The sequence below is a fragment of the Pseudomonas putida NBRC 14164 genome (genome assembly GCF_000412675.1).
GTDB lineage: Bacteria > Pseudomonadota > Gammaproteobacteria > Pseudomonadales > Pseudomonadaceae > Aquipseudomonas > Aquipseudomonas putida.
The window spans coordinates 2,273,263-2,296,786 of record NC_021505.1; the positions used below are offsets into that span (position 1 = coordinate 2,273,263).

Below are 23,524 nucleotides of genomic sequence, written 5' to 3' on the forward strand. Positions count from 1 at the left end.
TTGAGGCCTTTGCCGGGCTATGCTTGCTCCATGACCACACCACCGCCTCTGCGCCAACCTTGCCCTCCTGGTGCCTGCGACTGCGGCCGCGAACACTTGGTCGATCACCCGCAGGCGGCCCGGCGCATCCTCCTGCTGACCCGACAGGAAGAAAAGCGCCTGCTTGAACGCCTGGAAAACCTCAAGGACCTCGAGGACCTGCAACGCCTGCAGCAACGCCTGTACGAAAACCTCGGCATCCGCGTGCACATTGCCCCCGGCTACAACGAAGTGCGGACCATGCGCGGTATCGTCATTGAACTGGATGACCAGCCGGGTCTGTGCCGCAAGACCCGGCAGTCGATCCCGGCAGCAATTCGGCGCGGGCTGGAGCGCAACCCGCAGGTGGCCTTCCGTCTGCTGGATACCCACGACCTGCTGCGTGATGCCTGACCTTTGATTTCTGCACCGCTCCCACACGGTAGCGCGTCAGTTCCTCTAATTTTTTCAACGCTTGCTACGTCTACTTGAAAGCCCCCCTGCACCAGGCGTGCAGCGGCACTTACCATTCAAGGAGACAGGCAATGACTTCCGTTTTCGACCGCGACGATATTCAGTTCCAGGTAGTGGTCAACCACGAAGAGCAGTACTCGATCTGGCCGGACTACAAGGCCATCCCCAACGGCTGGCGTGCCGTGGGCAAGAGTGGTTTGAAAAAGGACTGCCTGGCCTACATCGACGAGGTGTGGACCGACATGCGCCCGCTGAGCCTGCGTCAGAAAATGGCCGAAGCCGCTACTCAGTGACTGCCCTGAACCTGCTGTGCCTGCCGTATTCCGGGGCCAGCGCCATGGTCTACAGCCGCTGGCGGCGCAAGCTGCCAGCCTGGCTGCAAGTGCGCCCGGTGGAGCTGCCCGGTCGTGGTGCGCGCATGGCCGAGCCGCTGCACACCGATATGCAAGCCCTGGCCCGGCAACTGGCCAGCGAGCAGCGCCTGGCGGCCAGTGCCCCCTATGCGCTGCTTGGGCACAGCCTGGGCGCGCTGCTGGCCTTCGAGCTGGCCCATGAACTGCAGGCGTTGGGCTGCCCGCCACCCTTGGCGCTGTTCGCCTGCGGCACGGCGGCGCCCACGCGGCGTGAGGACTACGACGGCAAGAACTGGCGCGAGCCCAAGAGTGACGCCGAGCTGATCAACGAGTTGCGCGAGCTTCAGGGTACGCCCGAGGAAGTGCTGGCCAACGCGGAGTTGATGAGCCTGACCTTGCCCACCCTGCGCGCGGACTTTTTGCTCTGCGGCACCTACGCCTACCGCCAGCGACCGGCGTTGCAGTGCCCGCTGCACGTGCTGGGCGGCGCGGATGACCGGGCCAGCGACGAGCAATTGCAGGCCTGGCGCCAGGAAACCCACGGCGAGTTCTCGCTGCGGATGTTCCCGGGCGGCCACTTCTTCATCCATGAGCAGGAGGACCACGTGCTCGGCGCGCTGACTGCTTCGCTGGAACCGCTTCGGCTTTCTGCCTGATTGACGTTACCGCTTGCCTGGGGGAGGCTAGGCCTTTTCCCAGGCAAGGGGCGGACAATGCTGATCGATCCACACAAGGCCACGCTGCTGGTCGTCGACATCCAGGAAAAACTCATCGGCGCCATGAGCGACCCCGAGGGCACCCGGGCACGGGCCCGCTGGTTGCTGGCTGCGACTGCCGAGCTGAAGTTGCCGACGGTGATTTCCGAGCAGTATCCCAAAGGGCTGGGGCATACCGTGGCGGATCTTCTGGCCGCAGCCCCGGCAGCCGAAGTGGTGGAAAAAAGCCATTTTTCCTGCGTGGCCGCCGAATGCCTGCCGGCCAGCCTGATGGCGCGTGAGCAGGTGATCGTTTGTGGTATGGAAACCCATGTCTGCGTGCTGCAGACGGTGCTTGGCCTGCTGGCGTTGGGCAAGCAGGTGTTCGTGGTCGAGGATGCCTGCGACAGCCGCACGCCGGCCAGCAAGGCGGCGGGGCTGGCGCGCATGCGTGCTGCCGGGGCCCAGGTGGTGACCCGCGAGATGGTGCTGTTCGAATTGATGGGCAGTGCTAGCCACCCGCTGTTCCGCCACATCAGTAAAACCTACCTGGTCGGTGAACAGCCCTGAACGGCCGGTTACTGGCTGCCGGGTTGATGGCCCTGGCGCTGCTGCAAGGTTGTGCCGGGCGCCGTGAAGAAGCACCGGAAGCAGACCCGGCCAAGGTCCGCGCCCAGCTGCTGCGGTTGCTGCCTGCGCAGACCAGGGACCGCGAGGGCTGGGCCAGGGACATTCAAGTGGCATTCGAAGCCCAACGCATTGCACCGAGCAAAAGCAACCTGTGCGCCGTGTTGGCGGTGACCGAGCAAGAGTCGACCTTCACTGCCGACCCGCAGGTGCCCAACCTGGGGCGTATCGCCCGTGAGGAAATCGACCGCCGTGCCGCACGCCTGCATGTTCCCAGGCTGCTGGTCGACGGCGCTCTGAAAACCCCTTCGGGCAACGGCCAGAGCTACCAGCAGCGTTTGCAGGCAGTGCGCAGCGAGAAGCAGCTGAGCGAGCTGTATGACGAGGTCATTGCCCGTGTACCGCTGGGCAAGACTTTGCTGGGCGGGCTGAACCCGGTGCACACCGGCGGGCCGATGCAGGTCAGCATCGACTTCGCCGAGAAGCATGCGCAGGCTTACCCCTACAGCCATGACGGCACGATTCGCCAGGAAGTGTTCACCCGGCGCGGCGGTATGTATTTCGGTATTGCCCACCTGTTGGGCTACCCGGCCAGTTATGAACGCCAGTTGTACCGTTTTGGCGACTTCAACGCAGGCTGGTACGCCAGCCGCAACGCGGCGTTCCAGGCGGCATTGAGCAAGGCGACCGGCGTGCCGCTTGCCCTGGACGGCGACCTGATTGCACCGGGGGCGATCATGCCAGGCACCACCGAGCAGGCCGCGAGAAAGTTGGGGGTGAAGCTGGGGCTGCGTAACCCGCAGATTCGCAGCCAGCTGGAGGAGGGCGACAGCCTGGCGTTCGAAGACAGCAAACTGTACAGCGGAGTATTTGCCCTGGCGGATGCCAAGGCCGGTAAACCGGTGCCACGGGCTGTATTGCCGGGGATCGAGCTGAAGAGCCCGAAGATCACCCGCAAGCTGACCACGGCATGGTTTGCCGGGCGGGTGGATGAGCGTTATCAGCGGTGCATGAAGCGTTAGTCATGTGTTGCCTCTGCCGGCCTCTTCGCGGGTAAACCCGCTCCCACAGGGTTGGCACTGACCATGAGGTCAGTGCAGTACCTCAAGGCCTTTGCAGGGATACCATTGGTTCGGAAGGCAGTGAGGTCCCGGTGGGAGCGGGTTTACCCGCGAAGAGGCCGGCGCAGGCACCATCAGCTTTCGCCCAATGCCCCCACCACCTGGTCGACACTGGCCTTCAACCCTGCAAACGCATCGTCAGGGTCACTCTCCACCACCACCAGCTTCGCCCCGGCTGCCTTGATCACTTCGGCCACCGCCGCGTCCGGCTGGCGGTGGTCCAGCACCAACGCTACATCCTGCGCTTTCAGATTTTCCTCCAACGCCTTGAGCGCGGCAGCATCCCACTCGGCCGGCAGCGGCTGCTCCACCACGTCCAGGTTCAACCCGCTGGCGAGGTAACCCAGCCGGTCGGACAGGCTCACCACGGTCAGGTTGTCGACCTTGGCCAGGCGTGTCTGGCTGCTGGCCGAAAGCTCCAGCAACTGGCGTTTGAGGCCCGCCAGGTTGCCCTGGATCTTCGCTTTGTCACTTGGGGCAAGGCGCTCCAGATCGTTGGCCACCACATCCGCCATACGCCCCAGGTTGGTCGGGTTGAGCCAGGGGTAGGCGCCATAGGCGTCATCACCCGAGACCGCAATCCCTGGCAGCGCACCGTCCACCGGGCGTGCGGCATCGATTTCGACGATGCGGATGTTGCTGCGCCGGGCCATTGGGTACAGCGGGTCGTCTCGCCAGATCGAACGCACGCCGATCACCGCGTCGGCCTGCTGTGCGGCTTTCTCCAGGCTGGCGCCACCGCGCCCGCTGAAGTACGACGGCTGGCGGCTGGCCGGCAGGTTGGCCGGCGCCGCACGTTTTAGCTGTACTGCAGTGCCGTCGAGCAGGGCGCTGGCCAGGCTGTGGGTGACGGGCAGGGTGGTCAGCACTTGTGTGGCAAAAGACAGCGATGGCAGGCCGGCCAGCGCCAGCGCCAGGGTCAGGCGTTTGAAGTTCATGCCGGGTTTCCTTGCAGGCGGGGGACGAGGGCGCGGGCCAGGGCGGCCAGGGCAAAGCACATGCCGGCGACCAGGATGATCGCGGCGCCTGACGGCACCGGCAGGTCGAAAACGATCGGCAGCAGGATGCCAAACAGGGTGCTGATGGTGGCAATCACCACCGACAGGAAGAAAAAGCCCTTGAGCGACTGGCTCACCAGGCGAGCGGCGGCAGCGGGGATGACCAGCAGCGCACCGACCAGGATGGCCCCGATCACCTTCACGGCGGCCACGGTCACCAGGGTCACCAGCACCACGAACAGGTAGTCCAGGGTTTTCACCGCTACCCCGCGCACGGCCGCCAGCTGTGGGTTGAAGCTGGCCAGCATGATGCGGTTGTACAGCGGCAGCGCCAAGGCCAGCACCAGTACCGCGACGATGCCCAACACCACCAGGTCCTGGCCGCTGACGGTCAGCACCGAGCCGAACAGCACGTTTTCGAGGATGTGTACGTTGATCTTGCCAGCCAGCATCAGCAGCAAGCTGGCACCCAGCGCCAGCGACACTGACAGGAACACGCCGATCAGCGTGTCCGGCGACAGCCCGGTGCGGTTGCGCAGGAAGTTGAGCAAGATACCGAACAGCAGGCAGTAGCCGAACAGGCTGCCATAGGGGCCGGTGTAGGGCTCGCCCAGCAGGATGCCGATGGCCACGCCGGTCAGCGCGGCATGGCCCACTGCCTCGGAGAAGAAGGCAAAGCGCTTGACCACCACCAGGGTGCCCAGGCCGCCCAGCACCGGGCCGATCATCATGCCGGCCAGCAGGGCGTTGACCACGAAACCGTAGGCCAGTGCCTCGGGCAGGTAACCAGCGGTAGCCCATTCCTGGACCAGTTGGCGAAATGCTTCAAAACTCATGAGGCAAGGCTCTCGCTACGCGGGTGAACGGAGAACAGGCCGAGCAGGCGCTCCGGGGTCAGGGCCTGGGCGGGTGGGGCGTCGAACAGCACCTTGCGGCTCAGGCCTGTTACCCGGTCAGCAAGGCGCAGCACGGCTTCAAGGTCGTGTTCAATCCACAGCACGGTGGTGCCAGCGTGGCGCCAGCCCTTGAGCAACTGCTCGAACACCTGGATACCGGCCTCATCGAGTGCCGACATGGGCTCGTCCAGCACCAGCAACTGCGGCTCGGGGATCAGGCCCTGGGCCAGCAGCACGCGCTGGCGCTCGCCCCCGGACAACGCACCCATGCGCCGCTTGCGCTTGTCGAGCATGCCGACCTGCGCCAGAGCCGCGTCGATAGCCGGTTGCACACGGCGCGACAGGCCGAGAAAGGCCGGGCGGCGCTGGCACATGGCGGCCATGAAGTCGTCCACGGTCATTGGCAGGCCGCGGTCGAACTCCAATGCCTGGGGCACATAGCCGATCACTTCGCGTTCGCTTGGCCAATGCAGGGTGAGTTGGCCCTGATGCGGCATCTGCCCGAGCAGGGTCTTGATCAGCGAGCTCTTGCCGCCGCCGTTGGGGCCGACGATGGCGTGCACGCTGCCGGCGGCCACGCTGAAACCGACCTGTTCCAGGATGCGTGTGCGGCCTAGCGTCAGGTCGATGCCGGCGAACTCGATGCGCGGCCCGAAGCCCGTCACCAGGTTGGCGGCGGCGGTCATGCGCGGTTCTCCTGGATGGCGCGGACCACGGTGTCGAGGTTGCGCTTCATCTCCACCTCGTATTTGTCCTTGGTGTATTCGCCATAGGAGATGTGCGTCAGCGGGTACAGACGCACGCCAGATTCGCGCTGGATGGTCTCGACGTAGGCCGACGGGAAGTCCATTTCCGAGAAGATCACCTGCACGTCCAGGGCCTTGAGCTGGTCGATGGTCTTTTTCAGCTGGGCCGGGCTGGGCTCGATGCCATGGGCAGGCTCGACCACGGCCGTCACCTCCAGGCCGAAGTCGCGTACCAGGTAGTCGTAGGCGGCATGGATGGTGGCAACCCGGAAGGTGGCGCTGGGCGCCTCGGTGACCTTGGCCAGGGCTTCGGCACGTAGCGCGCGCAGGCGCTTGGCGTAGGCGCGGGCGTTTTGCGTGTAGAGCTTGGCGTTGTCCGGGTCGAGCTTGCCCAGTTCGCGGGCGATGTTGTTGACCTGCGCGATGGTGGTGCTGATCGACAGGAAAGTATGCGGGTTGACGACCTTGCCTGCGCCACGGGCGGCAATGCCGGTGGCCGCCAGCAACGGCACGTTCTGGTTGGCTTCGATGGTGTTGATGCCGGGCTTTTCGCTGGCGGCGATCATGCGGTCGGCGAAGTCGTCGTGGCCGACACCGTTGAGCACCACCACATCCAGGGTGCCGATGCGCTTGATGTCCTCGGCCCGTGGTTCGTAGGCGTGGGGGTTGAAGCCCGCTGGAATCAGCGGTACCACTTCGGCCTTGTCGCCGACGATGTTGGTCACGTAGCTGTAGTAGGGGTGCAGGGTGATGCCGATGCGCAGCGGCTTGCCGTTATCGGCCAGGGCCATTGCCGGCAGGGCAAGGGCCAGGAGCAGGGCGAGGGCGGAGCGGAACATGGGGAAGTCCTTGGGTTCAGTGGCGGTGTTCGCGGGTAACCCCGGCGTCGTAGTGGCTGACCACCTGCTGCCAGCCCGCGGCGATCAGGGCTGCCTGGCCGAGGTCGTCCGGGGTCATGGCGGCGCTGTCGCGGCGCAGCCAGACATCGGCCTGGCCAGTGCTGTCGGCCGGCAGGATCAGCAGCAGGCTGCCGGCGACTTCCGGGGCCTGGCTGCGGCCCAGGTAAGCGCCGGGCTCCAGCCACGACCATTGGTGGCCGCCGCGGCTCTGGCTGCCGGCATCGACCACGAAGGGTGGCAGGCCTTCTTCGGCCAGGGCCTGCACGCTAGGCACGGCAGCGTTTTCTTCACGCAACAGCTGGATTTCGTCGAAGGCCACCCGCAGGTCGGTGTACAGGCCTTGTTCGGCGGCGGTGAGGTCGCGCCGGGCGTCGATCTGGTGGCTGGCGATGGTCTGTTCGTCTTCGCGCTCGCCACGCAGCAGCACTACGCTGGCAGCGAGCACCACAATCAGCAGGCTGATCAAAAGCACGTACAGGGTTTCGTGCCCGGCGCCGGCCGGGCGAATCACTTGGGCGCGGCTCATGGCTGGGCGATATCGGCGTAGTCGACTTCAACAACGTGCCCGGGGCCTGCATCGAACAGCACGTAGAACTCGCCGTCCGGGCGCTTGAAGGTGAGCGTCGAGTCGTCGCCAAGCTTGCCGCCGACCAGCACTTGCTCGTCATAGCCGATCACATCCAGGGTCACCCCCGGGGCACCGCTGCCGTCCGAGAAACCGCCGGTGCACGTGACCTGGCCGCCGGCCGTTTCTTCGCATTCGCACATCGGGTTGTGCGCCAGGGCAGGGCCGGCGGCCAGCACCAGCAAGGGCAGGGCGAGGGTTCGCATCAGCTGTTTCATTTCTTGCCTCCTTGTTTTTCGAGCCAGGCCACGGTGGCTGGCGATGCTTTGGCCAGCGGGACCGACGCCTGGTGCATGCTGCCGTCCCAGCCTTCCAGGGTGATCCAGATCTGTGCGTCGGGTTTGGTGCGGGGCGGGATGGGCAGGTTGGTGCCCATGCGATAAGGCGCACCGAAGAAGATCGTGCCGGCGGCACGCAGGCTGCGCGGTTTGCCAATGCGCAGGTAAACGGCCTTGACGTCATTGATGCAGGCTTTGCATAGCGCCGCGTTGAAGGATTTGAAATTGCCAGCCGGGCCGTCTTGGCGTGGTGCTTCGTCACGCAGTTCAGCCAGGTCCAGGGTATAGGGGCCTGCCTGGATACCGGTGATCACGTTGGCCCCCAGCCCGGCGTCGCCACGGAACAGCTTTGCGTCGTTGAAATACTTGGGCATGAAGCCCAGCGGCACCAGGATCAACAGGATGTTCAGGTGAAAACGCCACTTCAGCCACCATTGCTTCAGTGGGCGGGCGGGCACGGCCTGTGCGTGGCTCATGGTTGGGTCTCCAGGGAGGTCTGGGCGCGCGCAGCGCGGGGTGTGCGTTCGCTGCGCTTGAGGGCGGCGGCGGTGGCCTGCGCGGTGCGCTTGGTCCAGATCAGCAAGCCGCTGAACACCATCAGGGTGAGCACCAGGCCGAAGAAGAACCAGATCAGCTTGATCGGCAGGCCGCCGAAGTCGCCGGTGTGCAAGGGGCGCATGGACTCGGTGACGAACTCCAGCGTCGAGCGGTCGCTGAGCAGGAACTGGCTGTCGACGTTGCGCGTGTAAGGGTTGACGTCGGCGCTCTGGAACATCAGCGGATACCAACCACGCCCGCCCATTGAAACATGGCTGTAAGCGGTGGACGGCAACGAAATGAAGCTGATTTCCAGGCCCGGGATCGCCAGGCCGGCGATGCGCGCTGCCTCATCCAGGTCGATGCGCGGGGCAGGGCTGCCATCGGGTGTTTGTGGCACATCTTCGCGGGCGATCACCGGCACGATGGGCCGGCTGGAAATGGTGATGTGGTTGTCGAACAGGATTGCCTGGATCAGGAACCAGGTACCGGTAATGGAAATGACCGCAATGAACCAGATCGACCAGACGCCCGCAAGGCGATGCAAGTCGCCCCAGAAGATGCGCGAGCCATGCCCCGTGCGTACCGGTTTGAAGAAGCCCTTCCAGAACTTCTTGTACACCACCAGCCCGGTTACCAACGATGCCAGCATGGGCAAGCCGAGAATCGACACCAGGTACCAGCCCCAGCTGAAACCGTTGGTGAAGGGCACCAGCCACCAGCCGTGCAGGGCGCGGGTGAAGCCTTCGAAGTTGAAGTCGGGGGATTTGCCCTGGATGGCGCCGGTGTACGGGTTGACGTACAGCGTCGGGCTGGTGCCGTCTGGCAATGTCACATCCGCCGTGAGGGCAAAGTGAGAGCCGTCGGGTTGTCTGAGCGACTCCACGACCATGTCCGGATCGGCTTTGTGCATGGCGTCCAGTACCTGCTGGAAGCTGAGGCGCTCGGCGTCGGCGTAGGGCTTGCTGGCACGCACATCGGAGTTGGCAAGCCAGACGATCTCCTGGCTGACCACGGCGAGCATGCCGGTAAAGCAGACGATCAGCACAAAGAACCAGATCGGCAGGGCGAGCCAGCTATGGACCAGGAACCACAGCCTGGATTTGGATTTTTTCGGTGATTTGGCCATCAGACGGTCTTCTGCATTGGGTGGTCGAGCGTGTGCCCAACCAAAGAGGGCTGTACTGATAAGGACGAATGAGAATTGAAAACCTGCCGTTTTAAATGCAAGCAAATGTTTCTAAGCGCAAGGCCGGCCTGCGCGCGAGGCGTCAGCCGGCCTTGAAAAGAGATGTTGCAGAGGGGTCAGGCGCGGGTCAGGGCCACGGCAGGTTGCGGTTTGCCGTGCAGCTGCGCCAGGTCCTGGTACAGCGCACGGCCAATTTCCGCAGCGCGGGCCGGCAGCACCGAGAGCAGCGTGTCGCTCAGGCCGTGGCTGTTCTCGCAGAAGCCCTGCAGGTACACCGAGGCCTGCAGGTCGGGGCTGGCCAGCACTCGGTAGTTGCGGTCAACGCTGAAGTCGTCCAGGTAACCGCCCAGCGGTGCCAGCAAGTCACGGTGCGAGCGGCGTTCGTAGCCGGTGGCGAGAATCACCGCGTCGTAGCGGTGGGTTTGCTGCTGGCCGGTGGCGAGGTCGCGCAGGGTCAGTTCCAGGCCTTCGCGGGTAGCCACAACGGCTTCGACCTGGCGGCGGCACAGCACGTTGTGACGGTGCTGGTGGGCGACCTTCTGCCGGTACAGGATGCCGTAGATACGTTCGATCAGGTTAAGGTCCACCACGGAGTAGTTGGTGTTGTGATATTCGCCCAGCAGTTTGCTGCGCTGGTCGGCCGGTTCGTTGTAGACCAGGTCGGTGTAGTCCGGCGAGAAGATCTCGTTGACGAAGGGGCTGTCGTCGGCGGGTTTGAGCGCCGAGCCACGCAGAATCATGTCGACCTTGACCGACGGGTAGCTGTCGTTGAGGTCGATGAATGCCTCGGCGGCGCTTTGCCCCGACCCGATCACCGCGATGCGCATCGGTTTGCCGGCTGTGCACGGCAGCTTGTTCAGGCTGCTCAGGTACTGGGAGTGATGGAATACCCGCGGGTCGTCCTTGAAGGCACCGAACTTTTCCGGGATTTTTGGCGTGCCGCCGCTGCCGACCACCACCGAGCGGGTGCGGCGGCTGTATTCGCGGCCCTGGGCGTCGCGCGAGACCAAGCGCAGGTGCTCGACACGGCCAGCCTGCACCTCCGGTTCGATGCGCAGCACTTCCTGGCCATACACCGCCTGGGTGGCAAAATGTTCGGCGGCCCAGCGCAGGTAGTCGTTGTACTCCAGGCGGCAGGGGTAGAAGGTGCCGAGGTTGATGAAGTCGGCCAGGCGCTGCTTCTGGTGCAGGTAATTGACGAAGCTGTAGGGGCTGGTGGGGTTGCGCAACGACACCAGGTCCTTGAGGAACGAGATCTGCAGCTCGCTCTGGGTGGCCAGGGTTTCGCCGTGCCAGCGGTAGTCTTGCTGCTTGTCGATGAACAGTGCGTCGAGGGCATGGCCCTGGGACTCGGCGAGTTCTTCCAGGGCAATGGCCAAGGCCAGGTTGGAAGGGCCGAAGCCCACGCCGATCAGATCTTTGATGGTTTCCTGCTGTGAGGACTGGCTCATGGCTGCGATTCCCTGAATGGTCGAATATGGACGCCCGCCGGGGCTCCGGCTCCTGCGCAAGTACATGTGTTGGAACGAGCCAGTCGCGGGGGAATTTAAGCGGGCTAAAGAACTGCGAGGGGGGGCCGATAGGGTGGTTACGGCAAGGACCTATCTTTCAGCAGGGAATCGACATGAGCGGAATCACGGCAAGCAACCTGATGATCAATGGCATTTCAGCGCAGACGCTGAGCGCGAACGCAACGACCGAACGCGAACAGGCAAAACAGGCTGGCGAGGCACTGGGCCCCTTGAGCATCAGTAGCGACAGCATGAAGGTTTCTGCGGGTAGCCAGGCGCAACCTACGGACAGTGAAGACAGTGGTGAGTCCGAGGCCGTAACCGAGCTGCGTCAGCTGATCAAGGACCTGCAGAAGCAGCTTGTCGAGGAGCAGAAGCAGTTGGCCGCGTTGCAGAACAGCAAGATGGATGACGCTGCCAAGGCGGCTGCGGTGGGCGCCAAGCAGGCGAGCATTGCAACCATCAACGGCCAGATCATGGCTGCCACGGCGCAGCTACTGGAGCTGTTGCAGCAAGAGGGTGGCAGCAGCTCGGGCGGGATGGTCAGCGCCACGGCCTGACTGTCTGGCGCAATAACCTGTCGGAGCGGCCTTGCGTCGCGATGGGCCGCAAGGCCGCTCCTACACACAGCGCCAGTGGCAGGCGGTTATTCGGACGCCACGCGCCCCTTGTTCTGCCGGTCGCTCTTGTACTGCATGGCCACTGCCGGTGCCGGCTTGGCGGCACCGGTCTCCAGCCACTGACGCATGCGGCTGGCATCGGCGAAGTGGGTGTATTTGCCGAAGGCGTCGAGGATGACCATGGCCACCGGGCGGTTGTCCATGCGGGTCAGCAGCACCAGGCAGTGCCCGGCTTCGTTGGTGAACCCGGTCTTGGTCAGCTTGATGTCCCAGTTGCTTTTGTTTACCAGGTGGTCAGTGTTGCGGAAGCCCAGGGTGTAGTTAGGCTTGCGGAAGGCCACGGTCTTCTCGCGGGTGGTCGACAACTCGCTCAGCATCGGGTATTTGCGCGAAGCCATCAGCAATTTGGCCAGGTCGCGGGCGGTGGACACGTTCTGCGTCGACAGGCCGGTCGGCTCGACGTAGCGGGTATGTGCCATGCCCAGGCTGCGGGCCTTGGCATTCATCGCCTTGATGAACGCCGGATAGCCGCCGGGGTAGGCGTTGGCCAGGCTGTTGGCGGCACGGTTTTCCGACGACATCAGGGTAATCAGCAGGGTTTCGCGGCGGTCGAGCTGGCTGCCCAGGCGCACGCGCGAATACACGCCTTTCATTTCCGGGTTGTTGGCAATGGTCATGGTGAGCATGTCATCCATGGGCAGCTTGGCATCCAGCACCACCATCGCTGTCATCAGCTTGGTTACCGAAGCGATCGGCACCACGCGGTCGGCGTGGCTCGAATACAGCTCCTGGTTGGTATTCAGGTCGATCAGCAGGGCGCTACCTGAAGCCAGATGCAACTTGGACGGGTCACGTTGGACTTGAGCCGGGGGTTGTGCAGCAGCAGTCGACGGAAGGGTCGCGGTACCTGTGAGCAACAGCAGCAGGCTGAGGATGGACAGGGATGTTTTCACGTTGAGGCTCACTAAAAGTTGGTATGTCGTTGGCTGTGCAAGGGTTTTCCCCAAAAACCGATGCATTCTGGAGTATGGCTGAATTGCTGTCGAATGCCTTATGACTAAAGGGCGCAAGGTGAACGAAATTTAATCCTTTACCAATTCTGTACCAATTAGGTTGTTTTCCAGTTTCGCTCGGAGAACGCCGCGAACACCGGGTTGCACCGGGACAAGTTATCGTGCATCCACTCGAGCGTGGAGGGGTCTACCTGCTTCTTGTTCTTGCGCGGCGACTCAATCGATGCCGTGGAAATGGACGCCCAGCGTCTGGCCCCTCGTAGTTCAGGTAGTCAGCTACCAGATTGACGACGCCTTCGCCGCCGCAGCCTTGGCCGCTGCCTCGATAGCTTCGAGTCCAACTCAATTTTCGGACGCGGGTATTCCTTGGTCGCCAATATCGCGGCAGTGAATAGAGGCCAGTGGCGTAAAAAAATGGAGCTTTCGTTCGTGGCCAGTGGTCAAGCTAGTTGGATAGGCCTAATTCCAAATGAAGGGGTCTGCCAGTCCTGGTTCCACCAACCACCAGCCGGCAATGAAGGAGAGCTTTATGCGAATGAGGGGCCACGTGTATTGGGCTTGGGCTGACCCTACACTGCACCACCAAAGTCATGAAGAAACACTGAGTGACGGCACTCGTATTGATGTTCGGGTGAGGCCTTGCCGACCTGGCGGGACGCAGATGTTCTTGGGGATTTATGCGCGGTCAGGGATGGCTTTATACGAAGAGGCATTCACCTCTCAGCCAGGCGAGTCGATGACGAGGATCCTTGCTAGGGGAGTGGCGCAAGCTCGTCGGATCGCTGCCGAGGGCGCTCCTGCCGCCGATCTTCTCGCCGTCTCGAAATAGAGGGAGACGGGTTAAAGCTGACTGGAGTACAAATGTGCTCTACATCAATTGGCCCCTATCACCAGAGAAACATGCTGCAGCAGAGCGGACTGTCAAAAACAAGGGGAAGTGCGATCCGGAATATCGCCGACGCTCAACGGCTACTGCCTGCACTCGACTTGCGCGGTGATTGTCGCCGGACAAGACCGCGCCAAGGTCACAATGTGGCTACATGGAAACCAGATTATGAGCTGGGTAAAAATTTGACCCTTGGACGACTCGAACTCGCCGGGCGGGGGGGGGCTGGTTGAGTAGAGGAAGGCGCTGGCGGGCAGCGCGTCAGGATGCGATGAGGTGGGCCGCTATGCCCTTGGCCAAGCGCCAAGGTTTCCAGATTGAAAGATGATCGAACAAGCGGCTGTAGTTACCCGCCAGCCCTGCAACCGCAAGGTATACAAACCACTTTCGCAGCATTCTGGAGAACTTTCTTTTAATGAATCGCAACAATCGGCACACCCTGAAAAATGGCCCTGTCGCAAAAACGAAAAAGCCCAACTGAGTGTTGGGCTTCAGCGTCACTCCTCAACACCAGCAGGAATGACAGGATCGGGCAAATCTACGGCACGGCGACATGACACTGCAAGCCCTTTCGAGCGCCTGTTTCCTGCCGCTTCACCGGGCGGACTGATCCGCTGCAGCCGCTAGCGTTAAGGCAGCGTGATACCGCACATCAATCTGTGCGCAAGATCGGGAACTGCGCCGCTGGATTGCGTGATTCGGCGTTCATCAATGCGCACGCAGTCGCGGCCTCGGACTTGTTGATAAAGCCGCGCTTGAGCCGCTGTTTCTCCTGGTTGTCGTAGATATCGAAGCCGCCCGAAGTTGTAGCGGCATAGAACCGGTTGCCAATGCAGAAGGACTCGCCTTCCACTGGCACAGCAGGAACGATAACGAATCTTGGTTGCATGTTTCGCACCTCCCCAGGCAGATAGCTAATTATTAGTCTGAGAGCGGGGAGGCAACAATATGACTCATCGAGACTAATCAATGGCGTGGCGTGTCACGCGTGTCAACCACGCGCTTTTGGTCAGCCGGCGTCCCGATGCCATTTGTGACGGGCGGGGCATCGGGATGCGTTGCCGGCTTTCGACGCTCAGCGATGGATCAGCGAGAGCTCGCTGATGATGCAGACCGAGCCGTCAGTGGCCGGCGTTGCATCGGTGTAGTCAACCTGGTTGTAGATGCCGCCGTGGAATTCGAACAGGCGCGACGCCCAAGTGCTGTCGAGCTGTAAATCACCAGAGGCGCCGGACACCCCGTTGCATTTGGCCGTTACATTCACCACGCCTGCAGACGTGGTGTGGATGCTCACGTTGAACTGCGCCCCCAGAGGCACCCCTTTGAGCACGGTCGAGTTTACCGGGTCGGTCTGGTTGTAGGTCCGCCGAAACCCCAGGGTAATGTTGCCTTTGTTCCAGAACACCTTCACCGGCGGGCTGTCATCCCCACGCACGTGCATCTGGGCGATCACCACCTTCAGCGCCGAGTTGACCTTGGTCAGGGTCATGGTTTGGCGATTCCAGTGATCCTGGGCGCTGGACAATGTCCAGTCTTCGGTTTCTGTCCACTCGCAGCGGGTCCTGTGGGTGCTTTTGCTCGAAGCACCTTTGGTAGGGGCTGAAAGCTGGATCGAGCCATCGCTGAGTACCGTTACCACACTCGGCAACCGCGCGATCGCTTCGGCACCGTTGAGTTCGAGTGCTACAGGATTGGTTGAGGAGACGGCCACCGGGGTGGCGATGGTGAGGTTGCTGATGTCTACGGTCATGGGAGCTCCTGACGAAAAAGTGGCTTGAAGGATGAACCGATCGAGCAGCCTTGCATCTGGCTGTCGAATCGAAAATTAGCCTCAAGCTAAAATATGGTCAATAGCTGGCAGCTAAATAAATTCGCTCTGAGACAAATTACCTGCTGGCGAAATTTTTCTGTGACAGGGCTTTACGCTGGATTTGGGGGTGAGATAAGCTTTCGTCGAGCACTGTACGAATATACAGCTATCAGGATGAGAATATGTCTAAGCACATGAATGCAGCACCCCAGCAGCATCAGGAAATGACCGGAGTAGAGCGGCTTGGCCTGCGGGTGTCGTCGATGATCAACCACCCGCTCGCACAGACGCAGCGCTGGGTCGTCGTGCATCGCCTGGATTCCGACGGTGATGCGGAGTGGGAGGAAGTGATGGGCCTGCTGTCCGACACGCCTGAGTTGGACCTGACGTTCAACGACGACGAAAGCGTCACCGTGCGCTGGGAGCGTAGCAGTGTGGAGGAGCGTGACGACTTTATCGTCGAGCAGTTCAGCAAGGAGGAGGTTGAAGCGGCAGCGCCTTTCTGAGCGTTATGCAAAGCCCGCCTGGGTGGCGGGCTTCGGCTTCATACCAGGTGCGCATTCCACACCAAGAGCACCCTGGCCTGAATGTAGGTTTCTTCCCGGCGAATCATGCGGTCCTTGTGCCGCGAGTTGTCGGAAATCATCTCGAAGTGGTCATCGTCAGCGATCTGCAATCGCTTGATATAGATGTGATCACCCCAGGAGAAGAAGTAGATGCCATCGCCGACAAACTCGCGGATGCTGACATCGACGATCAGCGGGTCGCGGTGCTTGATGGTCGGCTCCATCGACTGGCCCCAGCCGGTGATCATCTTCAGGTGGTGGTGTTCAGTGAACGCCACACCCAGCTCGCGAAGATGGCTGGGGCTGACGCGAACGTCCTTGAACATCTCGGGGTAGTCGTGGGGGATCTGGCCACCGCCCATGGCGGCCCGCACATCGTAGTGGGCAATCCACACTTCGTCACCGACCAGGCCCGGGCGAACAAAGTCAGCCTTTATCAGCGTGGCATCCTGCGGTTCTTCTGCAGCGGCCAGCAGCCTTTGCCGGGTTTCTTCAGGGATTCCCTTGCCGCTTCGGGCAAGCATCTGCATGACCAGGTCGGCCGCCGAAAGCTTGCCTTCGCCCGCTTCGACCGACGGCTGCACGGGGTCGCCTGCCGACAGTGCGTCGAACCAACCCCGGGGCAGGCCTTCGATGCCCTCGATTCTGCGGGCCACATCATCGCCCAGGTTTTTCGCGGTCTTGTCGGAAAGAATCTGGCTCAGGTGTGCAGGCGCCATCCCCCAGCGTTCTGCGCAGGATCCCTTCTTCTGGCTGCCGATAAGCTTGACCAGGTTGTGCTTGCGAATGTCGTAGATGTCCATAGGACGAAGCATGCCAGTGTTTAGCTTGCTGCTAAATGTGCGCATGGCTAAATTAGCTCTTGTTGCAATGTTAGCTGTAGGCTAAATTAAATCCATCAACAAGAAAAGCCACTGAGGCATTTTTGTCCAGGGCTCGTCGCATCATCATCGGTAAAGAGGTTTACATGGATCCGACTGACCTCGGCCCGGGCACAGTCACTTGGCTGAGCGGCACGGGCACTGTGCTGCTAGGTGCATTTCTATGGCTGCGCAAGTGGCTGTCCCGGGATGCAGCCGAGCGTGCGATGGACAACGCAGATATTGCAGTTATCCGCCGCCTGACCGAGTTGCTGGACATTGAGCGGGACGCCCGGCGAGAGGCAGAAGCCAAAGCTGATCAGCTCGCCAGGGAGCGCAACGATCTGGTGCTGACCGTAGGGCGGCTGCAAGGCAAAGTGCTGGCGCTGACGAGCCAGCTGCGGCGTAGCTCACAACGCTGAGCCAACATTGGGGTGACAGGGCCGGCAAAAACCAAAAAAAAGCCCGCCAAATTGGCGGGCCATAAGGGCGTAGGGAGCAACGCACAACAAATTCGGTCAGGCGACCAAGGTGCCTGGTTGCAGCTGTTCAGCCAGGGCTTGGGCCGAGGCAAGGGATGGCATTGGCCCGCTCACGGCTTCGCCGTTGCGCACCAGGTACCAGCATGCCAGCAGGCCCTGCTCACGCAGTGAAGTGGGGACGGCGCTGCCGACAACGGACATGATCTGGATAGTGGCCATGAGGACCTCCTGTGAAACATGGCTCTACCATACGCAGCAGCCTGGGCGGTTTGAAATCAACTTCCTCGATAGTGGTCATTAGTTCTATCAACCCTTACCAGCGCGGTGGGCCGTAATACACCGGGGGCGGGCCGTAGTAGGTGCGGTAGCCCGGGGGCGGTGGTGCCGGCGCGTAGTACGGCTGGTAATACACCGGCTGCGGCGGTGGTTGCACGTAGACCGGCGGCGGCCCGTAATAGACCGGCTGGCGTTCGACGTACACCGTACGGTCACGCCCGCCATAAACCGTCGCGCCTACCACAGCGCCGACCACCGCCGCACCCAGGAGCGGGCCCGGCCCATACCAGCCACCGCCGCCATGGCCGCCGTGGGCAGCAGCGGGCCCGCTGATGGCCAAGGCGCCGACCAGCAGGGCGATTCCGGGAATGTGACGGTTCATAGAGCAACCTCGCAGAGAAACCCCACGTTCGGGGCCTTACTAATATGACTCCAGTCTCTGTCAGCTGAGCACAGGGGAACGGTAAAGGTTGTGTAAGGGACGACCAGTGGTTGGCTCTGTTACGCTGAACAAACGTTTCAGTTATGACAAAGGAGCAGGTTATGTCGACAACTCCCAGCAGGGATACCGTGCTGTGCATCTCCCTGGCCGGCCGCCCCGGCACCTTCGGCGTTCGTTTTCACAACCACCTGTACCAGCAGTTGGGCCTGGACTTCTACTACAAGGCCATGCGCACCGATGACCTGCCTGCGGCGGTGGCGGGGATCCGCGCGCTGGGTATCCGCGGTTGCGGCGTGTCGATGCCGTACAAGGAGGCCTGCATGGCATTGGTCGACGAAATCGACCCGTCGGCAGCGGCCATCGAGTCGGTCAATACCTTGGTCAATACCGATGGCCACCTGAAAGCCTACAACACCGATTACCTGGCCGTGCGCCAGTTGCTGGCGCAGCATCAGGTCGATCCGGGCACCGCCTTTGCCTTGCGTGGCAGTGGTGGGATGGCCAAGGCCGTGGCCAGTGCCCTGCGTGATGCCGGCTTTGCAGAAGGCATCATCGTTGCGCGCAACGAGCAGGCCGGTCGGCAACTGGCGGATGTGTGCGGCTATCGATGGGTGGCGGAGCTGGGCGACATCTGCCCGCCGATGCTGGTGAACGTGACGCCGATCGGTATGGCAGGCGGGCCGGAGGCAGAGGCGCTGGCGTTTTCCGAGCAGGCCATAGCGGCGGCGGAGCGGGTGTTTGATGTGGTGGCGATGCCGGCACAGACGCCGTTGATCCGCCGGGCCCAGGCGTTGGGCAAGCCGGTGATTACCGGGTTGGAGGTGATTGCGCTGCAGGCGCTGGAGCAGTTTGTGCTGTACACGGGTATCCGGCCGACGCGGGCGCAGGTAGATGCGGCAGTGGCTTACGCCCGGGATATCTAGTTACTCCTGTGCTGGCCCCTTCGCGGGCCTGCCCGCTCCCACAGGTATTGCACACATGTCAGTGCGTGAGTTCCCTGTGGGAGCGGGCAAGCCCGCGAAGAGGCCGGTACAGGGAGCTGGAATGTCAGAACACCTTGTGCCCGTCATCCAGCTGCTGGTCGACCAGGGCCCGGCCATGGGCCAGCGACACATGCTGCGCATTCTCAAGGCTGGAGAAAAACTTCATTGGCATCGACAGGCGCTTGCTGGTATGCCCGTCGGGCGCGGTGATCATGCAGCCGGCGGCGTAGGGCAGGGGGGAGTCGGGGTGGGGCATCACGCTGGCGGTGATGGTGTGCTCGCGGTATTCACAGTGAAGAGATTGCATCGTCCTTACCTCGCTGTGGCATGTGAAGCAGTTACCTTCATATACCACAGCAAGGGGCCGGGAGTTCCCGGCCCGACGAGCGAACGACGACGAACGCTTAGCCCTTGAGCTCGGTCGGCTGGATCACTTCGACCCAGTAACCGTCCGGGTCCTTGACGAAGGCCAGGTGGTTCATGCGCCCGTCCTGCAGGCGTTTCTGGAAGGGTACTTCCAGTGCTTCGAAGCGCGCACAAGCTGCGCGCACATCCGGCACGGAGATGCAGATGTGGCCAAACCCGCGCGGGTCGGTGTTGCCGTTGTGGTAAGCAAACTCGGCATCGTTTTCGGTGCCGTGGTTGTGGGTCAGCTCCAGTACGCCAGGGATCGACTTCATCCACTGGTGGCGTGCGGCGTCATCAGCGGGAATCTGCGCCGGGTCGACCAGGGCCAGGAAGTACAGGCTGAAGGCGGCTTCCGGGAAATCGCGCTTGTCCACCAGGCGGAAGCCCAGCACGCGGGTGTAGAAGTCCAGCGACTTCTTGATGTCCTTGACCCGCAGCATGGTGTGGTTGAAGACGAATTGGGCGGTAGCGGCATCCGGTTGGGCGGTGACGCCAGGCAGGGTTTGCAGATCGTGCAGGCTCATGGGAACTCCTGAGACGGGGCCGGGCGCAGGGCACCGGCAAAACAGACAGGCTGGCCATGATACGGCAGTGCGCTGATTGCGCAAATGAAAGCGCCCTGCACAAGGCAGGGCGCTAGAATTAGAGGCCCGCATGTGCGGGCGCGTGGGGTCGCTAGTCCTTTAGCTGTCTCGATACTGAGCCAGCCCTTGTGAAAAAAGTGTGAAGCAAGTGTGGACGTTTCATCCGCGTACCCAGCTTTCTACCGTGGCGCCCCCGTACTGTTCTTTCCAGGCCTTGAGGCCCCGGTGGTTCCCACCTTTGGTCTCGATCCGCTCGCCGGTGTGCGGGTTCTGATAAACCTTTACCACGCGCGGACGGCGCTGTTGTTTGGGCGCTGTGCTGGTACCCCTGCTTACCGCCTTGGGGTCGAGGATGGCGATGATATCGCGCAGGCTCTTGTCATAGCTTTTCATCAGGCCGACTAGTTTCTGCTCGAATTCGATTTCGCGTTTGAGGCCGGCATCCTTTTTCAAGGCTTCCAGTTGCGCGATCTGCTCCTGGAGCGCTTTTTCGGCAGCACGAAACTCTGCAAGTCTGGACACTGTAATCACTCCTGTACGTCGGTCGTGGCAGGGCGTGACGAACATTGAATACGCATAAAAACGCCAGCCACGCGGGTGGGTTCCGCTGTTCGCTGATATCGAGTGTAGTCATTCATGGGTACTTGGTAAACTGCTAACTTTTGTAAGTAAGGCGGGAACTTTCCTAGTTTTGCGTGCGGTATTTTCCGGGTTTTTTGCGCCTGCCCTTCGGCACGTTTAGACCATGGTCCAATGGCCTGTGCCAGAGCCTTTGCGCGATCATTTCAGATGATGGCCGGCGATTGTTCGGCCTTGTCGCAGTGCCGTGGCCAGTTCGTGCCACAGTGTGTAATCTCGCCTTTGATTCTGGATGTTCCCTCGCATGTTTTCCCCTTTCCCCCTCGCCCCTGGGCGCCGTGTTGCCGGCCTGTTCCTGTTGTGTGCCGGCGTCAACGCCCAGGCCGCCGGTTTTCTTGAAGACAGCAGCGCCAAGATTGAAGCACGCAATGTCTATTTCAACCGGGATTTTCGTGACGGCCATAGCAGTTCCAGCCAAGGTGCGTCCAAGCGGGAAGAATGGGCACAAGGTTTCATCCTTAATGTGCAGTCGGGTTATACCCAGGGCCCGGTAGGTTTTGGCGTGGATGCGCTGGGCATGTTCGGTTTCAAACTCGACTCCAGCCCGGCCGACAGTAACAGCGGCTTGCTGCCTTCTTCCGGGCATGATCCTCGGCACTCGGCTGACCAGTACGCGAAGATGGGGCTGGCGGCCAAGGTCAAGGTGTCCAATACCGTGTTCAAGTACGGCTCGATGATGCCCGATGTGCCCTTGCTCAAATACAACGATGGCCGCCTGCTGCCTACCATGTTCCATGGCGCCATGCTCACGTCTGAGGAAGTGCGCGACTTGAAGTTCACCCTGGCCCGCCTGGACAAATACACCGCACGGGATTCGACCGACCGCCAGGACATTCGCGTGCACTGCAAGAACAAGCGCTATGCCTGCGATATCGAAGCCGACCACTTCGACCTGGCTGGTGTCGATTACCGCTTCAACGAGCGAATCAGTGCCCAGTACCAGGTGGCCAAGCTGGAAAACATCTACCGCCAGCACTTCCTCGGCCTGGTCGCCAGCCAGCCGTTGGCGGTGGGCAGCCTGTCGGCTGACCTGCGCCTGATCAAGAGTGATGACATTGGCAATGCCCGCGCGGGTGCAATCGACCATCGCGCCTTCAGCGGCATGCTCGGCTACAGCCTGGGCGGCCACAAGATCAGTGCCGGCCGGCAGCGGATGTATGGCGACAGCGCCATGCCCTACCTGGATGGCAGCAACCCGTACCTGGTCAACTATGCCCAGGTCAACGACTTCGCCGCCGCTCAGGAGCGTTCCTGGCAGGTGCGTTACGACTATGACTTCAAGGCGCTGGGCGTGCCCGGCCTGACCTTCTTCACCCGGTACATCAACGGCGACAATATCAAGGTGCCGGGCAGCAGCGCCGAAGGCAAGGAATGGGAGCGCGACACCGAGTTCAAGTACCAGGTGCAAAGTGGCACTTTCAAGGATGTCAGCGTGCGCCTGCGTAATTCCACCTATCGCAGCAACTATGAGAAGTGGGCGCGTGACATGGATGAGACACGTGTCATTGTCAGCTACAACTTCTCGATCTTCTAGGCGAGCTTTTTGCCAAATACCGGCGGCCGCCTGACAATGGCTGCTGGTTCCCGCAAAGGGCAGGGCAATGAAAGACCTGTTGTTGATTGGCATCGGTGCGGGTGACCCGCGCCAGATCACTTACGAAGCAGTGGATGCGCTGCGTAGCGCCTGCGTGTTCTTCGTGCTCGACAAGGGCGGCGAAAAGGATGCGCTGGTCCGCCTGCGCAAGGCCATTCTGCAACGCTACCGTCCCGAGGGTGGCTATCGCCTGGTGCAGGTGGCCGACCCCTTGCGGGATGGCCAGGCGGATGACTACCTGGGCGCGGTGCAGGACTGGCATCGACAGCGAGCTGCGCTGTATGCCCAACTGATCGAGCAGGAGATTGGCGATGGGGAAACCGGCGCCTTTCTGCTGTGGGGCGAGCCAACCCTTTACGACAGCACCCTGCGCATTCTCGACCTGGTCCGCGAACATGGCGTGACGTTGCGCTTGCAGGTCATCCCTGGCATCAGCAGTGTGCAGGCGCTGGCGGCGCGGCACCAGGTGCCACTAAACCGCATCGGCGAGCCCCTGACCGTGCTGCCAGGGCGGCGCCTGGCCAGGCAGGGGCCTATCGACAATGTGGTGGTGATGCTCGACGGGCAGTGCGCGTTTGCCCAGCTTGATGACCCGGAGCTGGTGATCTACTGGGGCGCGTACCTGGGGACCGAGGATGAAGTGCTGATTGCCGGGCCCTTGCAGGCGGTGAAGGCACGCATACTGGAAGTGCGGGAGCAGGAGAGGCGGCGCAAGGGGTGGATCATGGATACCTATCTGTTGCGCAGGGAGCTCTGAGCTGTGTTGCCTGTACTGGCCTCTTCGCGGATAAACCCGCCCCCACAGGGACTCCACAGCGTTCGAAACGGTGCGGTCCCTGTGGGAGCGGGTTTACCCGCGAAGGGGCCGGTACAGGCAGTCCCAATCTCAAACCGGACCGAGCATGGCCACCACCTTGTCGCGCAACTGCTCGATGCTGAACGGCTTGCCGATCAGGTGCATGCCCTCGGGCACATTGATACTGTCGGCATAGCCACTGGCGAACAGCACGGGCAGCAACGGGCGCAACTCGCGTGCTTTGCCCGCCAGTACCTCACCGCGCATGTCCGGCAAACCCACATCGGTCATCATCAGTGCCAGTGTCTGGTTCGGGTCTTCGAGCACCCGCAGCGCGGCTGCGGCGTCTTCGGCTTCGATGACCGAGTAGCCCAACTCGTCGAGCACTTCGACCATCAACATACGGACGATGTCGTCATCTTCGACTACCAGAAGGTGCATGGTTTGGGTCCTGTGCAATGAATGTCTTTAATCTGTGCTCCGGTTGGCAGCAGAAGTTCCCGAGGATACCGATCCCTGCAATCAGATGGAACGATTGGCGCACTGCGCCTTCAAATACTGGCTAAATGCCCTGCCAGACCCGGTAAAGCTGGTTAGA

31 protein-coding genes are annotated in these 23,524 nt (G+C 62.0%); 12 read left to right on the forward strand and 19 right to left on the reverse strand.

Annotated elements, in window-relative coordinates:
• Nucleotides 1-30 precede the first annotated feature (30 nt).
• From PP4_RS10145 to PP4_RS10165, 5 genes are all read left to right on the forward strand, one after another.
• Nucleotides 31-432 carry a hypothetical protein gene (locus tag PP4_RS10145; protein WP_041168003.1) on the forward strand — a complete coding sequence of 134 codons (402 nt, stop codon included), beginning with the start codon at nt 31-33 and terminating at the stop codon, nt 430-432.
• Nucleotides 433-563: 131 nt separating this feature from the next.
• On the forward strand, nt 564-785 hold the full coding sequence (locus PP4_RS10150) for an MbtH family protein (RefSeq protein ID WP_016499090.1): 222 nt from the start codon (nt 564-566) through the stop codon (nt 783-785).
• Complete coding sequence (locus tag PP4_RS10155) at nt 782-1,501, forward strand: thioesterase II family protein (RefSeq protein WP_016499091.1); 720 nt, start codon at nt 782-784, stop codon at nt 1,499-1,501. The genes PP4_RS10150 and PP4_RS10155 overlap by 4 nt, the downstream gene beginning before the upstream one ends.
• A 57-nt stretch (nt 1,502-1,558) precedes the next feature.
• Complete coding sequence (locus PP4_RS10160; RefSeq protein WP_016499092.1) at nt 1,559-2,110, forward strand: hydrolase; 552 nt, start codon at nt 1,559-1,561, stop codon at nt 2,108-2,110.
• A 26-nt stretch (nt 2,111-2,136) separates the two neighbouring features.
• A complete protein-coding gene (locus PP4_RS10165; RefSeq protein ID WP_016499093.1) occupies nt 2,137-3,189 on the forward strand; it encodes a DUF1615 domain-containing protein in 1,053 nt (350 codons plus the stop codon).
• Nucleotides 3,190-3,362: 173 nt separating this feature from the next.
• On the opposite strand, the gene PP4_RS10170 is transcribed toward PP4_RS10165, so the two are convergent.
• From PP4_RS10170 to PP4_RS10210, 9 genes are all read right to left on the reverse strand, one after another.
• The gene (locus PP4_RS10170; RefSeq protein WP_016499094.1) at nt 3,363-4,226 is read right to left on the reverse strand and encodes a metal ABC transporter substrate-binding protein; all 864 of its coding nucleotides are present in this window, start codon (nt 4,224-4,226) and stop codon (nt 3,363-3,365) included.
• Nucleotides 4,223-5,122, reverse strand: a complete 900-nt coding sequence (locus PP4_RS10175) for a metal ABC transporter permease (protein WP_016499095.1) — start codon at nt 5,120-5,122, stop codon at nt 4,223-4,225. Before PP4_RS10175 ends, PP4_RS10170 begins: the two co-directional genes overlap by 4 nt.
• Nucleotides 5,119-5,868, reverse strand: coding sequence for a metal ABC transporter ATP-binding protein (locus PP4_RS10180; protein ID WP_016499096.1), 750 nt, complete (start codon nt 5,866-5,868; stop codon nt 5,119-5,121). The genes PP4_RS10175 and PP4_RS10180 overlap by 4 nt, the downstream gene beginning before the upstream one ends.
• A complete protein-coding gene (locus tag PP4_RS10185) occupies nt 5,865-6,767 on the reverse strand; it encodes a metal ABC transporter substrate-binding protein (protein ID WP_016499097.1) in 903 nt (300 codons plus the stop codon). Before PP4_RS10185 ends, PP4_RS10180 begins: the two co-directional genes overlap by 4 nt.
• Before the next feature lie 16 nt (nt 6,768-6,783).
• The gene (locus PP4_RS10190; protein ID WP_016499098.1) at nt 6,784-7,353 is read right to left on the reverse strand and encodes a DUF6162 family protein; all 570 of its coding nucleotides are present in this window, start codon (nt 7,351-7,353) and stop codon (nt 6,784-6,786) included.
• A complete protein-coding gene (locus PP4_RS10195) occupies nt 7,350-7,670 on the reverse strand; it encodes a hypothetical protein (protein ID WP_016499099.1) in 321 nt (106 codons plus the stop codon). The genes PP4_RS10190 and PP4_RS10195 overlap by 4 nt, the downstream gene beginning before the upstream one ends.
• Nucleotides 7,667-8,206, reverse strand: a complete 540-nt coding sequence (locus tag PP4_RS10200; RefSeq protein WP_016499100.1) for a hypothetical protein — start codon at nt 8,204-8,206, stop codon at nt 7,667-7,669. The genes PP4_RS10195 and PP4_RS10200 overlap by 4 nt, the downstream gene beginning before the upstream one ends.
• On the reverse strand, nt 8,203-9,396 hold the full coding sequence (locus tag PP4_RS10205) for a PepSY-associated TM helix domain-containing protein (protein ID WP_016499101.1): 1,194 nt from the start codon (nt 9,394-9,396) through the stop codon (nt 8,203-8,205). Before PP4_RS10205 ends, PP4_RS10200 begins: the two co-directional genes overlap by 4 nt.
• Nucleotides 9,397-9,572: 176 nt before the next feature.
• Complete coding sequence (locus PP4_RS10210) at nt 9,573-10,907, reverse strand: lysine N(6)-hydroxylase/L-ornithine N(5)-oxygenase family protein (protein ID WP_016499102.1); 1,335 nt, start codon at nt 10,905-10,907, stop codon at nt 9,573-9,575.
• A gap of 173 nt (nt 10,908-11,080) precedes the next feature.
• Here PP4_RS10210 and PP4_RS10215 point away from each other — a divergent pair, with 173 nt between their 5' ends.
• Nucleotides 11,081-11,527 carry a hypothetical protein gene (locus PP4_RS10215; protein ID WP_016499103.1) on the forward strand — a complete coding sequence of 149 codons (447 nt, stop codon included), beginning with the start codon at nt 11,081-11,083 and terminating at the stop codon, nt 11,525-11,527.
• Nucleotides 11,528-11,613: 86 nt separating this feature from the next.
• Here the strand turns inward: PP4_RS10215 and pbpG are convergent, their stop codons facing one another.
• Nucleotides 11,614-12,540, reverse strand: coding sequence for a D-alanyl-D-alanine endopeptidase (pbpG, locus tag PP4_RS10220; protein ID WP_041167677.1), 927 nt, complete (start codon nt 12,538-12,540; stop codon nt 11,614-11,616).
• Nucleotides 12,541-13,129: 589 nt separating this feature from the next.
• Between pbpG and PP4_RS29510 the strand changes: the two genes are divergently transcribed.
• Entirely contained in the window at nt 13,130-13,429 is a 300-nt protein-coding gene (locus PP4_RS29510) for a hypothetical protein (RefSeq protein WP_041167678.1), read from the forward strand.
• A 709-nt stretch (nt 13,430-14,138) separates the two neighbouring features.
• Here PP4_RS29510 and PP4_RS10230 read toward each other — a convergent pair.
• Nucleotides 14,139-14,375: an Arm DNA-binding domain-containing protein gene (locus PP4_RS10230; protein WP_016499105.1), complete on the reverse strand. Its 237-nt coding sequence runs from the start codon at nt 14,373-14,375 to the stop codon at nt 14,139-14,141.
• A gap of 186 nt (nt 14,376-14,561) precedes the next feature.
• Nucleotides 14,562-15,236, reverse strand: a complete 675-nt coding sequence (locus tag PP4_RS10235; RefSeq protein ID WP_016499106.1) for a polysaccharide lyase family 7 protein — start codon at nt 15,234-15,236, stop codon at nt 14,562-14,564.
• A gap of 242 nt (nt 15,237-15,478) precedes the next feature.
• On the opposite strand from PP4_RS10235, the gene PP4_RS10240 reads away from it, so the two are divergent.
• A complete protein-coding gene (locus tag PP4_RS10240) occupies nt 15,479-15,802 on the forward strand; it encodes a DUF1654 domain-containing protein (RefSeq protein ID WP_016499107.1) in 324 nt (107 codons plus the stop codon).
• A 38-nt stretch (nt 15,803-15,840) separates the two neighbouring features.
• On the opposite strand, the gene PP4_RS10245 is transcribed toward PP4_RS10240, so the two are convergent.
• Nucleotides 15,841-16,665, reverse strand: a complete 825-nt coding sequence (locus tag PP4_RS10245; protein WP_016499108.1) for a S24 family peptidase — start codon at nt 16,663-16,665, stop codon at nt 15,841-15,843.
• Nucleotides 16,666-16,829: 164 nt separating this feature from the next.
• Here PP4_RS10245 and PP4_RS10250 point away from each other — a divergent pair, with 164 nt between their 5' ends.
• Entirely contained in the window at nt 16,830-17,144 is a 315-nt protein-coding gene (locus PP4_RS10250; RefSeq protein ID WP_016499109.1) for a hypothetical protein, read from the forward strand.
• 96 nt (nt 17,145-17,240) lie between these two features.
• On the opposite strand, the gene PP4_RS10255 is transcribed toward PP4_RS10250, so the two are convergent.
• Both PP4_RS10255 and PP4_RS10260 read right to left on the reverse strand, forming a co-directional pair.
• Entirely contained in the window at nt 17,241-17,423 is a 183-nt protein-coding gene (locus PP4_RS10255; protein WP_016499110.1) for a hypothetical protein, read from the reverse strand.
• Nucleotides 17,424-17,517: 94 nt separating this feature from the next.
• Nucleotides 17,518-17,862, reverse strand: a complete 345-nt coding sequence (locus tag PP4_RS10260; protein WP_016499111.1) for a hypothetical protein — start codon at nt 17,860-17,862, stop codon at nt 17,518-17,520.
• Between the two features lie 161 nt (nt 17,863-18,023).
• Here PP4_RS10260 and PP4_RS10265 point away from each other — a divergent pair, with 161 nt between their 5' ends.
• Nucleotides 18,024-18,845, forward strand: coding sequence for a shikimate 5-dehydrogenase (locus tag PP4_RS10265; RefSeq protein WP_016499112.1), 822 nt, complete (start codon nt 18,024-18,026; stop codon nt 18,843-18,845).
• A 124-nt stretch (nt 18,846-18,969) separates the two neighbouring features.
• On the opposite strand, the gene PP4_RS10270 is transcribed toward PP4_RS10265, so the two are convergent.
• From PP4_RS10270 to PP4_RS10280, 3 genes are all read right to left on the reverse strand, one after another.
• The gene (locus tag PP4_RS10270) at nt 18,970-19,212 is read right to left on the reverse strand and encodes a hypothetical protein (RefSeq protein ID WP_016499113.1); all 243 of its coding nucleotides are present in this window, start codon (nt 19,210-19,212) and stop codon (nt 18,970-18,972) included.
• Nucleotides 19,213-19,309: 97 nt separating this feature from the next.
• Nucleotides 19,310-19,837, reverse strand: a complete 528-nt coding sequence (gloA, locus tag PP4_RS10275; RefSeq protein WP_016499114.1) for a lactoylglutathione lyase — start codon at nt 19,835-19,837, stop codon at nt 19,310-19,312.
• Nucleotides 19,838-20,056: 219 nt separating this feature from the next.
• Entirely contained in the window at nt 20,057-20,419 is a 363-nt protein-coding gene (locus PP4_RS10280; RefSeq protein ID WP_016499115.1) for a histone-like nucleoid-structuring protein, MvaT/MvaU family, read from the reverse strand.
• Nucleotides 20,420-20,780: 361 nt separating this feature from the next.
• Here PP4_RS10280 and PP4_RS10285 point away from each other — a divergent pair, with 361 nt between their 5' ends.
• Both PP4_RS10285 and cobF read left to right on the forward strand, forming a co-directional pair.
• Nucleotides 20,781-22,070: an OprD family porin gene (locus tag PP4_RS10285; RefSeq protein WP_016499116.1), complete on the forward strand. Its 1,290-nt coding sequence runs from the start codon at nt 20,781-20,783 to the stop codon at nt 22,068-22,070.
• A 67-nt stretch (nt 22,071-22,137) separates the two neighbouring features.
• A complete protein-coding gene (gene cobF, locus PP4_RS10290) occupies nt 22,138-22,887 on the forward strand; it encodes a precorrin-6A synthase (deacetylating) (protein ID WP_016499117.1) in 750 nt (249 codons plus the stop codon).
• Nucleotides 22,888-23,016: 129 nt separating this feature from the next.
• Here the strand turns inward: cobF and PP4_RS10295 are convergent, their stop codons facing one another.
• Nucleotides 23,017-23,367: a response regulator gene (locus PP4_RS10295; RefSeq protein WP_016499118.1), complete on the reverse strand. Its 351-nt coding sequence runs from the start codon at nt 23,365-23,367 to the stop codon at nt 23,017-23,019.
• Nucleotides 23,368-23,524: the final 157 nt, after the last annotated feature.

Bases quoted from the DNA above. Each gene is read 5' to 3' on its own strand.
- PP4_RS10295 (WP_016499118.1), bottom strand. From the start codon at position 23,367: ATGCACCTTCTGGTAGTCGAAGATGACGACATCGTCCGTATGTTGATG.
- PP4_RS10150 (WP_016499090.1), top strand. From the start codon at position 564: ATGACTTCCGTTTTCGACCGCGACGATATTCAGTTCCAGGTAGTGGTC.
- PP4_RS10255 (WP_016499110.1), bottom strand. From the start codon at position 17,423: ATGGCCACTATCCAGATCATGTCCGTTGTCGGCAGCGCCGTCCCCACT.
- PP4_RS10175 (WP_016499095.1), bottom strand. From the start codon at position 5,122: ATGAGTTTTGAAGCATTTCGCCAACTGGTCCAGGAATGGGCTACCGCT.
- PP4_RS10160 (WP_016499092.1), top strand. From the start codon at position 1,559: ATGCTGATCGATCCACACAAGGCCACGCTGCTGGTCGTCGACATCCAG.
- PP4_RS10250 (WP_016499109.1), top strand. From the start codon at position 16,830: ATGGATCCGACTGACCTCGGCCCGGGCACAGTCACTTGGCTGAGCGGC.
- PP4_RS10180 (WP_016499096.1), bottom strand. From the start codon at position 5,868: ATGACCGCCGCCGCCAACCTGGTGACGGGCTTCGGGCCGCGCATCGAG.
- PP4_RS10205 (WP_016499101.1), bottom strand. From the start codon at position 9,396: ATGGCCAAATCACCGAAAAAATCCAAATCCAGGCTGTGGTTCCTGGTC.
- PP4_RS10230 (WP_016499105.1), bottom strand. From the start codon at position 14,375: ATGCAACCAAGATTCGTTATCGTTCCTGCTGTGCCAGTGGAAGGCGAG.
- PP4_RS10245 (WP_016499108.1), bottom strand. From the start codon at position 16,665: ATGGACATCTACGACATTCGCAAGCACAACCTGGTCAAGCTTATCGGC.
- PP4_RS10200 (WP_016499100.1), bottom strand. From the start codon at position 8,206: ATGAGCCACGCACAGGCCGTGCCCGCCCGCCCACTGAAGCAATGGTGG.
- cobF (WP_016499117.1), top strand. From the start codon at position 22,138: ATGAAAGACCTGTTGTTGATTGGCATCGGTGCGGGTGACCCGCGCCAG.
- PP4_RS10285 (WP_016499116.1), top strand. From the start codon at position 20,781: ATGTTTTCCCCTTTCCCCCTCGCCCCTGGGCGCCGTGTTGCCGGCCTG.
- PP4_RS10270 (WP_016499113.1), bottom strand. From the start codon at position 19,212: ATGCAATCTCTTCACTGTGAATACCGCGAGCACACCATCACCGCCAGC.
- PP4_RS10170 (WP_016499094.1), bottom strand. From the start codon at position 4,226: ATGAACTTCAAACGCCTGACCCTGGCGCTGGCGCTGGCCGGCCTGCCA.
- PP4_RS10260 (WP_016499111.1), bottom strand. From the start codon at position 17,862: ATGAACCGTCACATTCCCGGAATCGCCCTGCTGGTCGGCGCCTTGGCC.
- PP4_RS10195 (WP_016499099.1), bottom strand. From the start codon at position 7,670: ATGAAACAGCTGATGCGAACCCTCGCCCTGCCCTTGCTGGTGCTGGCC.
- PP4_RS10215 (WP_016499103.1), top strand. From the start codon at position 11,081: ATGAGCGGAATCACGGCAAGCAACCTGATGATCAATGGCATTTCAGCG.
- PP4_RS10145 (WP_041168003.1), top strand. From the start codon at position 31: ATGACCACACCACCGCCTCTGCGCCAACCTTGCCCTCCTGGTGCCTGC.
- PP4_RS10210 (WP_016499102.1), bottom strand. From the start codon at position 10,907: ATGAGCCAGTCCTCACAGCAGGAAACCATCAAAGATCTGATCGGCGTG.
- PP4_RS10265 (WP_016499112.1), top strand. From the start codon at position 18,024: ATGTCGACAACTCCCAGCAGGGATACCGTGCTGTGCATCTCCCTGGCC.
- PP4_RS10190 (WP_016499098.1), bottom strand. From the start codon at position 7,353: ATGAGCCGCGCCCAAGTGATTCGCCCGGCCGGCGCCGGGCACGAAACC.
- PP4_RS10185 (WP_016499097.1), bottom strand. From the start codon at position 6,767: ATGTTCCGCTCCGCCCTCGCCCTGCTCCTGGCCCTTGCCCTGCCGGCA.
- PP4_RS10240 (WP_016499107.1), top strand. From the start codon at position 15,479: ATGTCTAAGCACATGAATGCAGCACCCCAGCAGCATCAGGAAATGACC.
- PP4_RS10165 (WP_016499093.1), top strand. From the start codon at position 2,137: ATGGCCCTGGCGCTGCTGCAAGGTTGTGCCGGGCGCCGTGAAGAAGCA.
- PP4_RS10235 (WP_016499106.1), bottom strand. From the start codon at position 15,236: ATGACCGTAGACATCAGCAACCTCACCATCGCCACCCCGGTGGCCGTC.
- PP4_RS29510 (WP_041167678.1), top strand. From the start codon at position 13,130: ATGCGAATGAGGGGCCACGTGTATTGGGCTTGGGCTGACCCTACACTG.
- gloA (WP_016499114.1), bottom strand. From the start codon at position 19,837: ATGAGCCTGCACGATCTGCAAACCCTGCCTGGCGTCACCGCCCAACCG.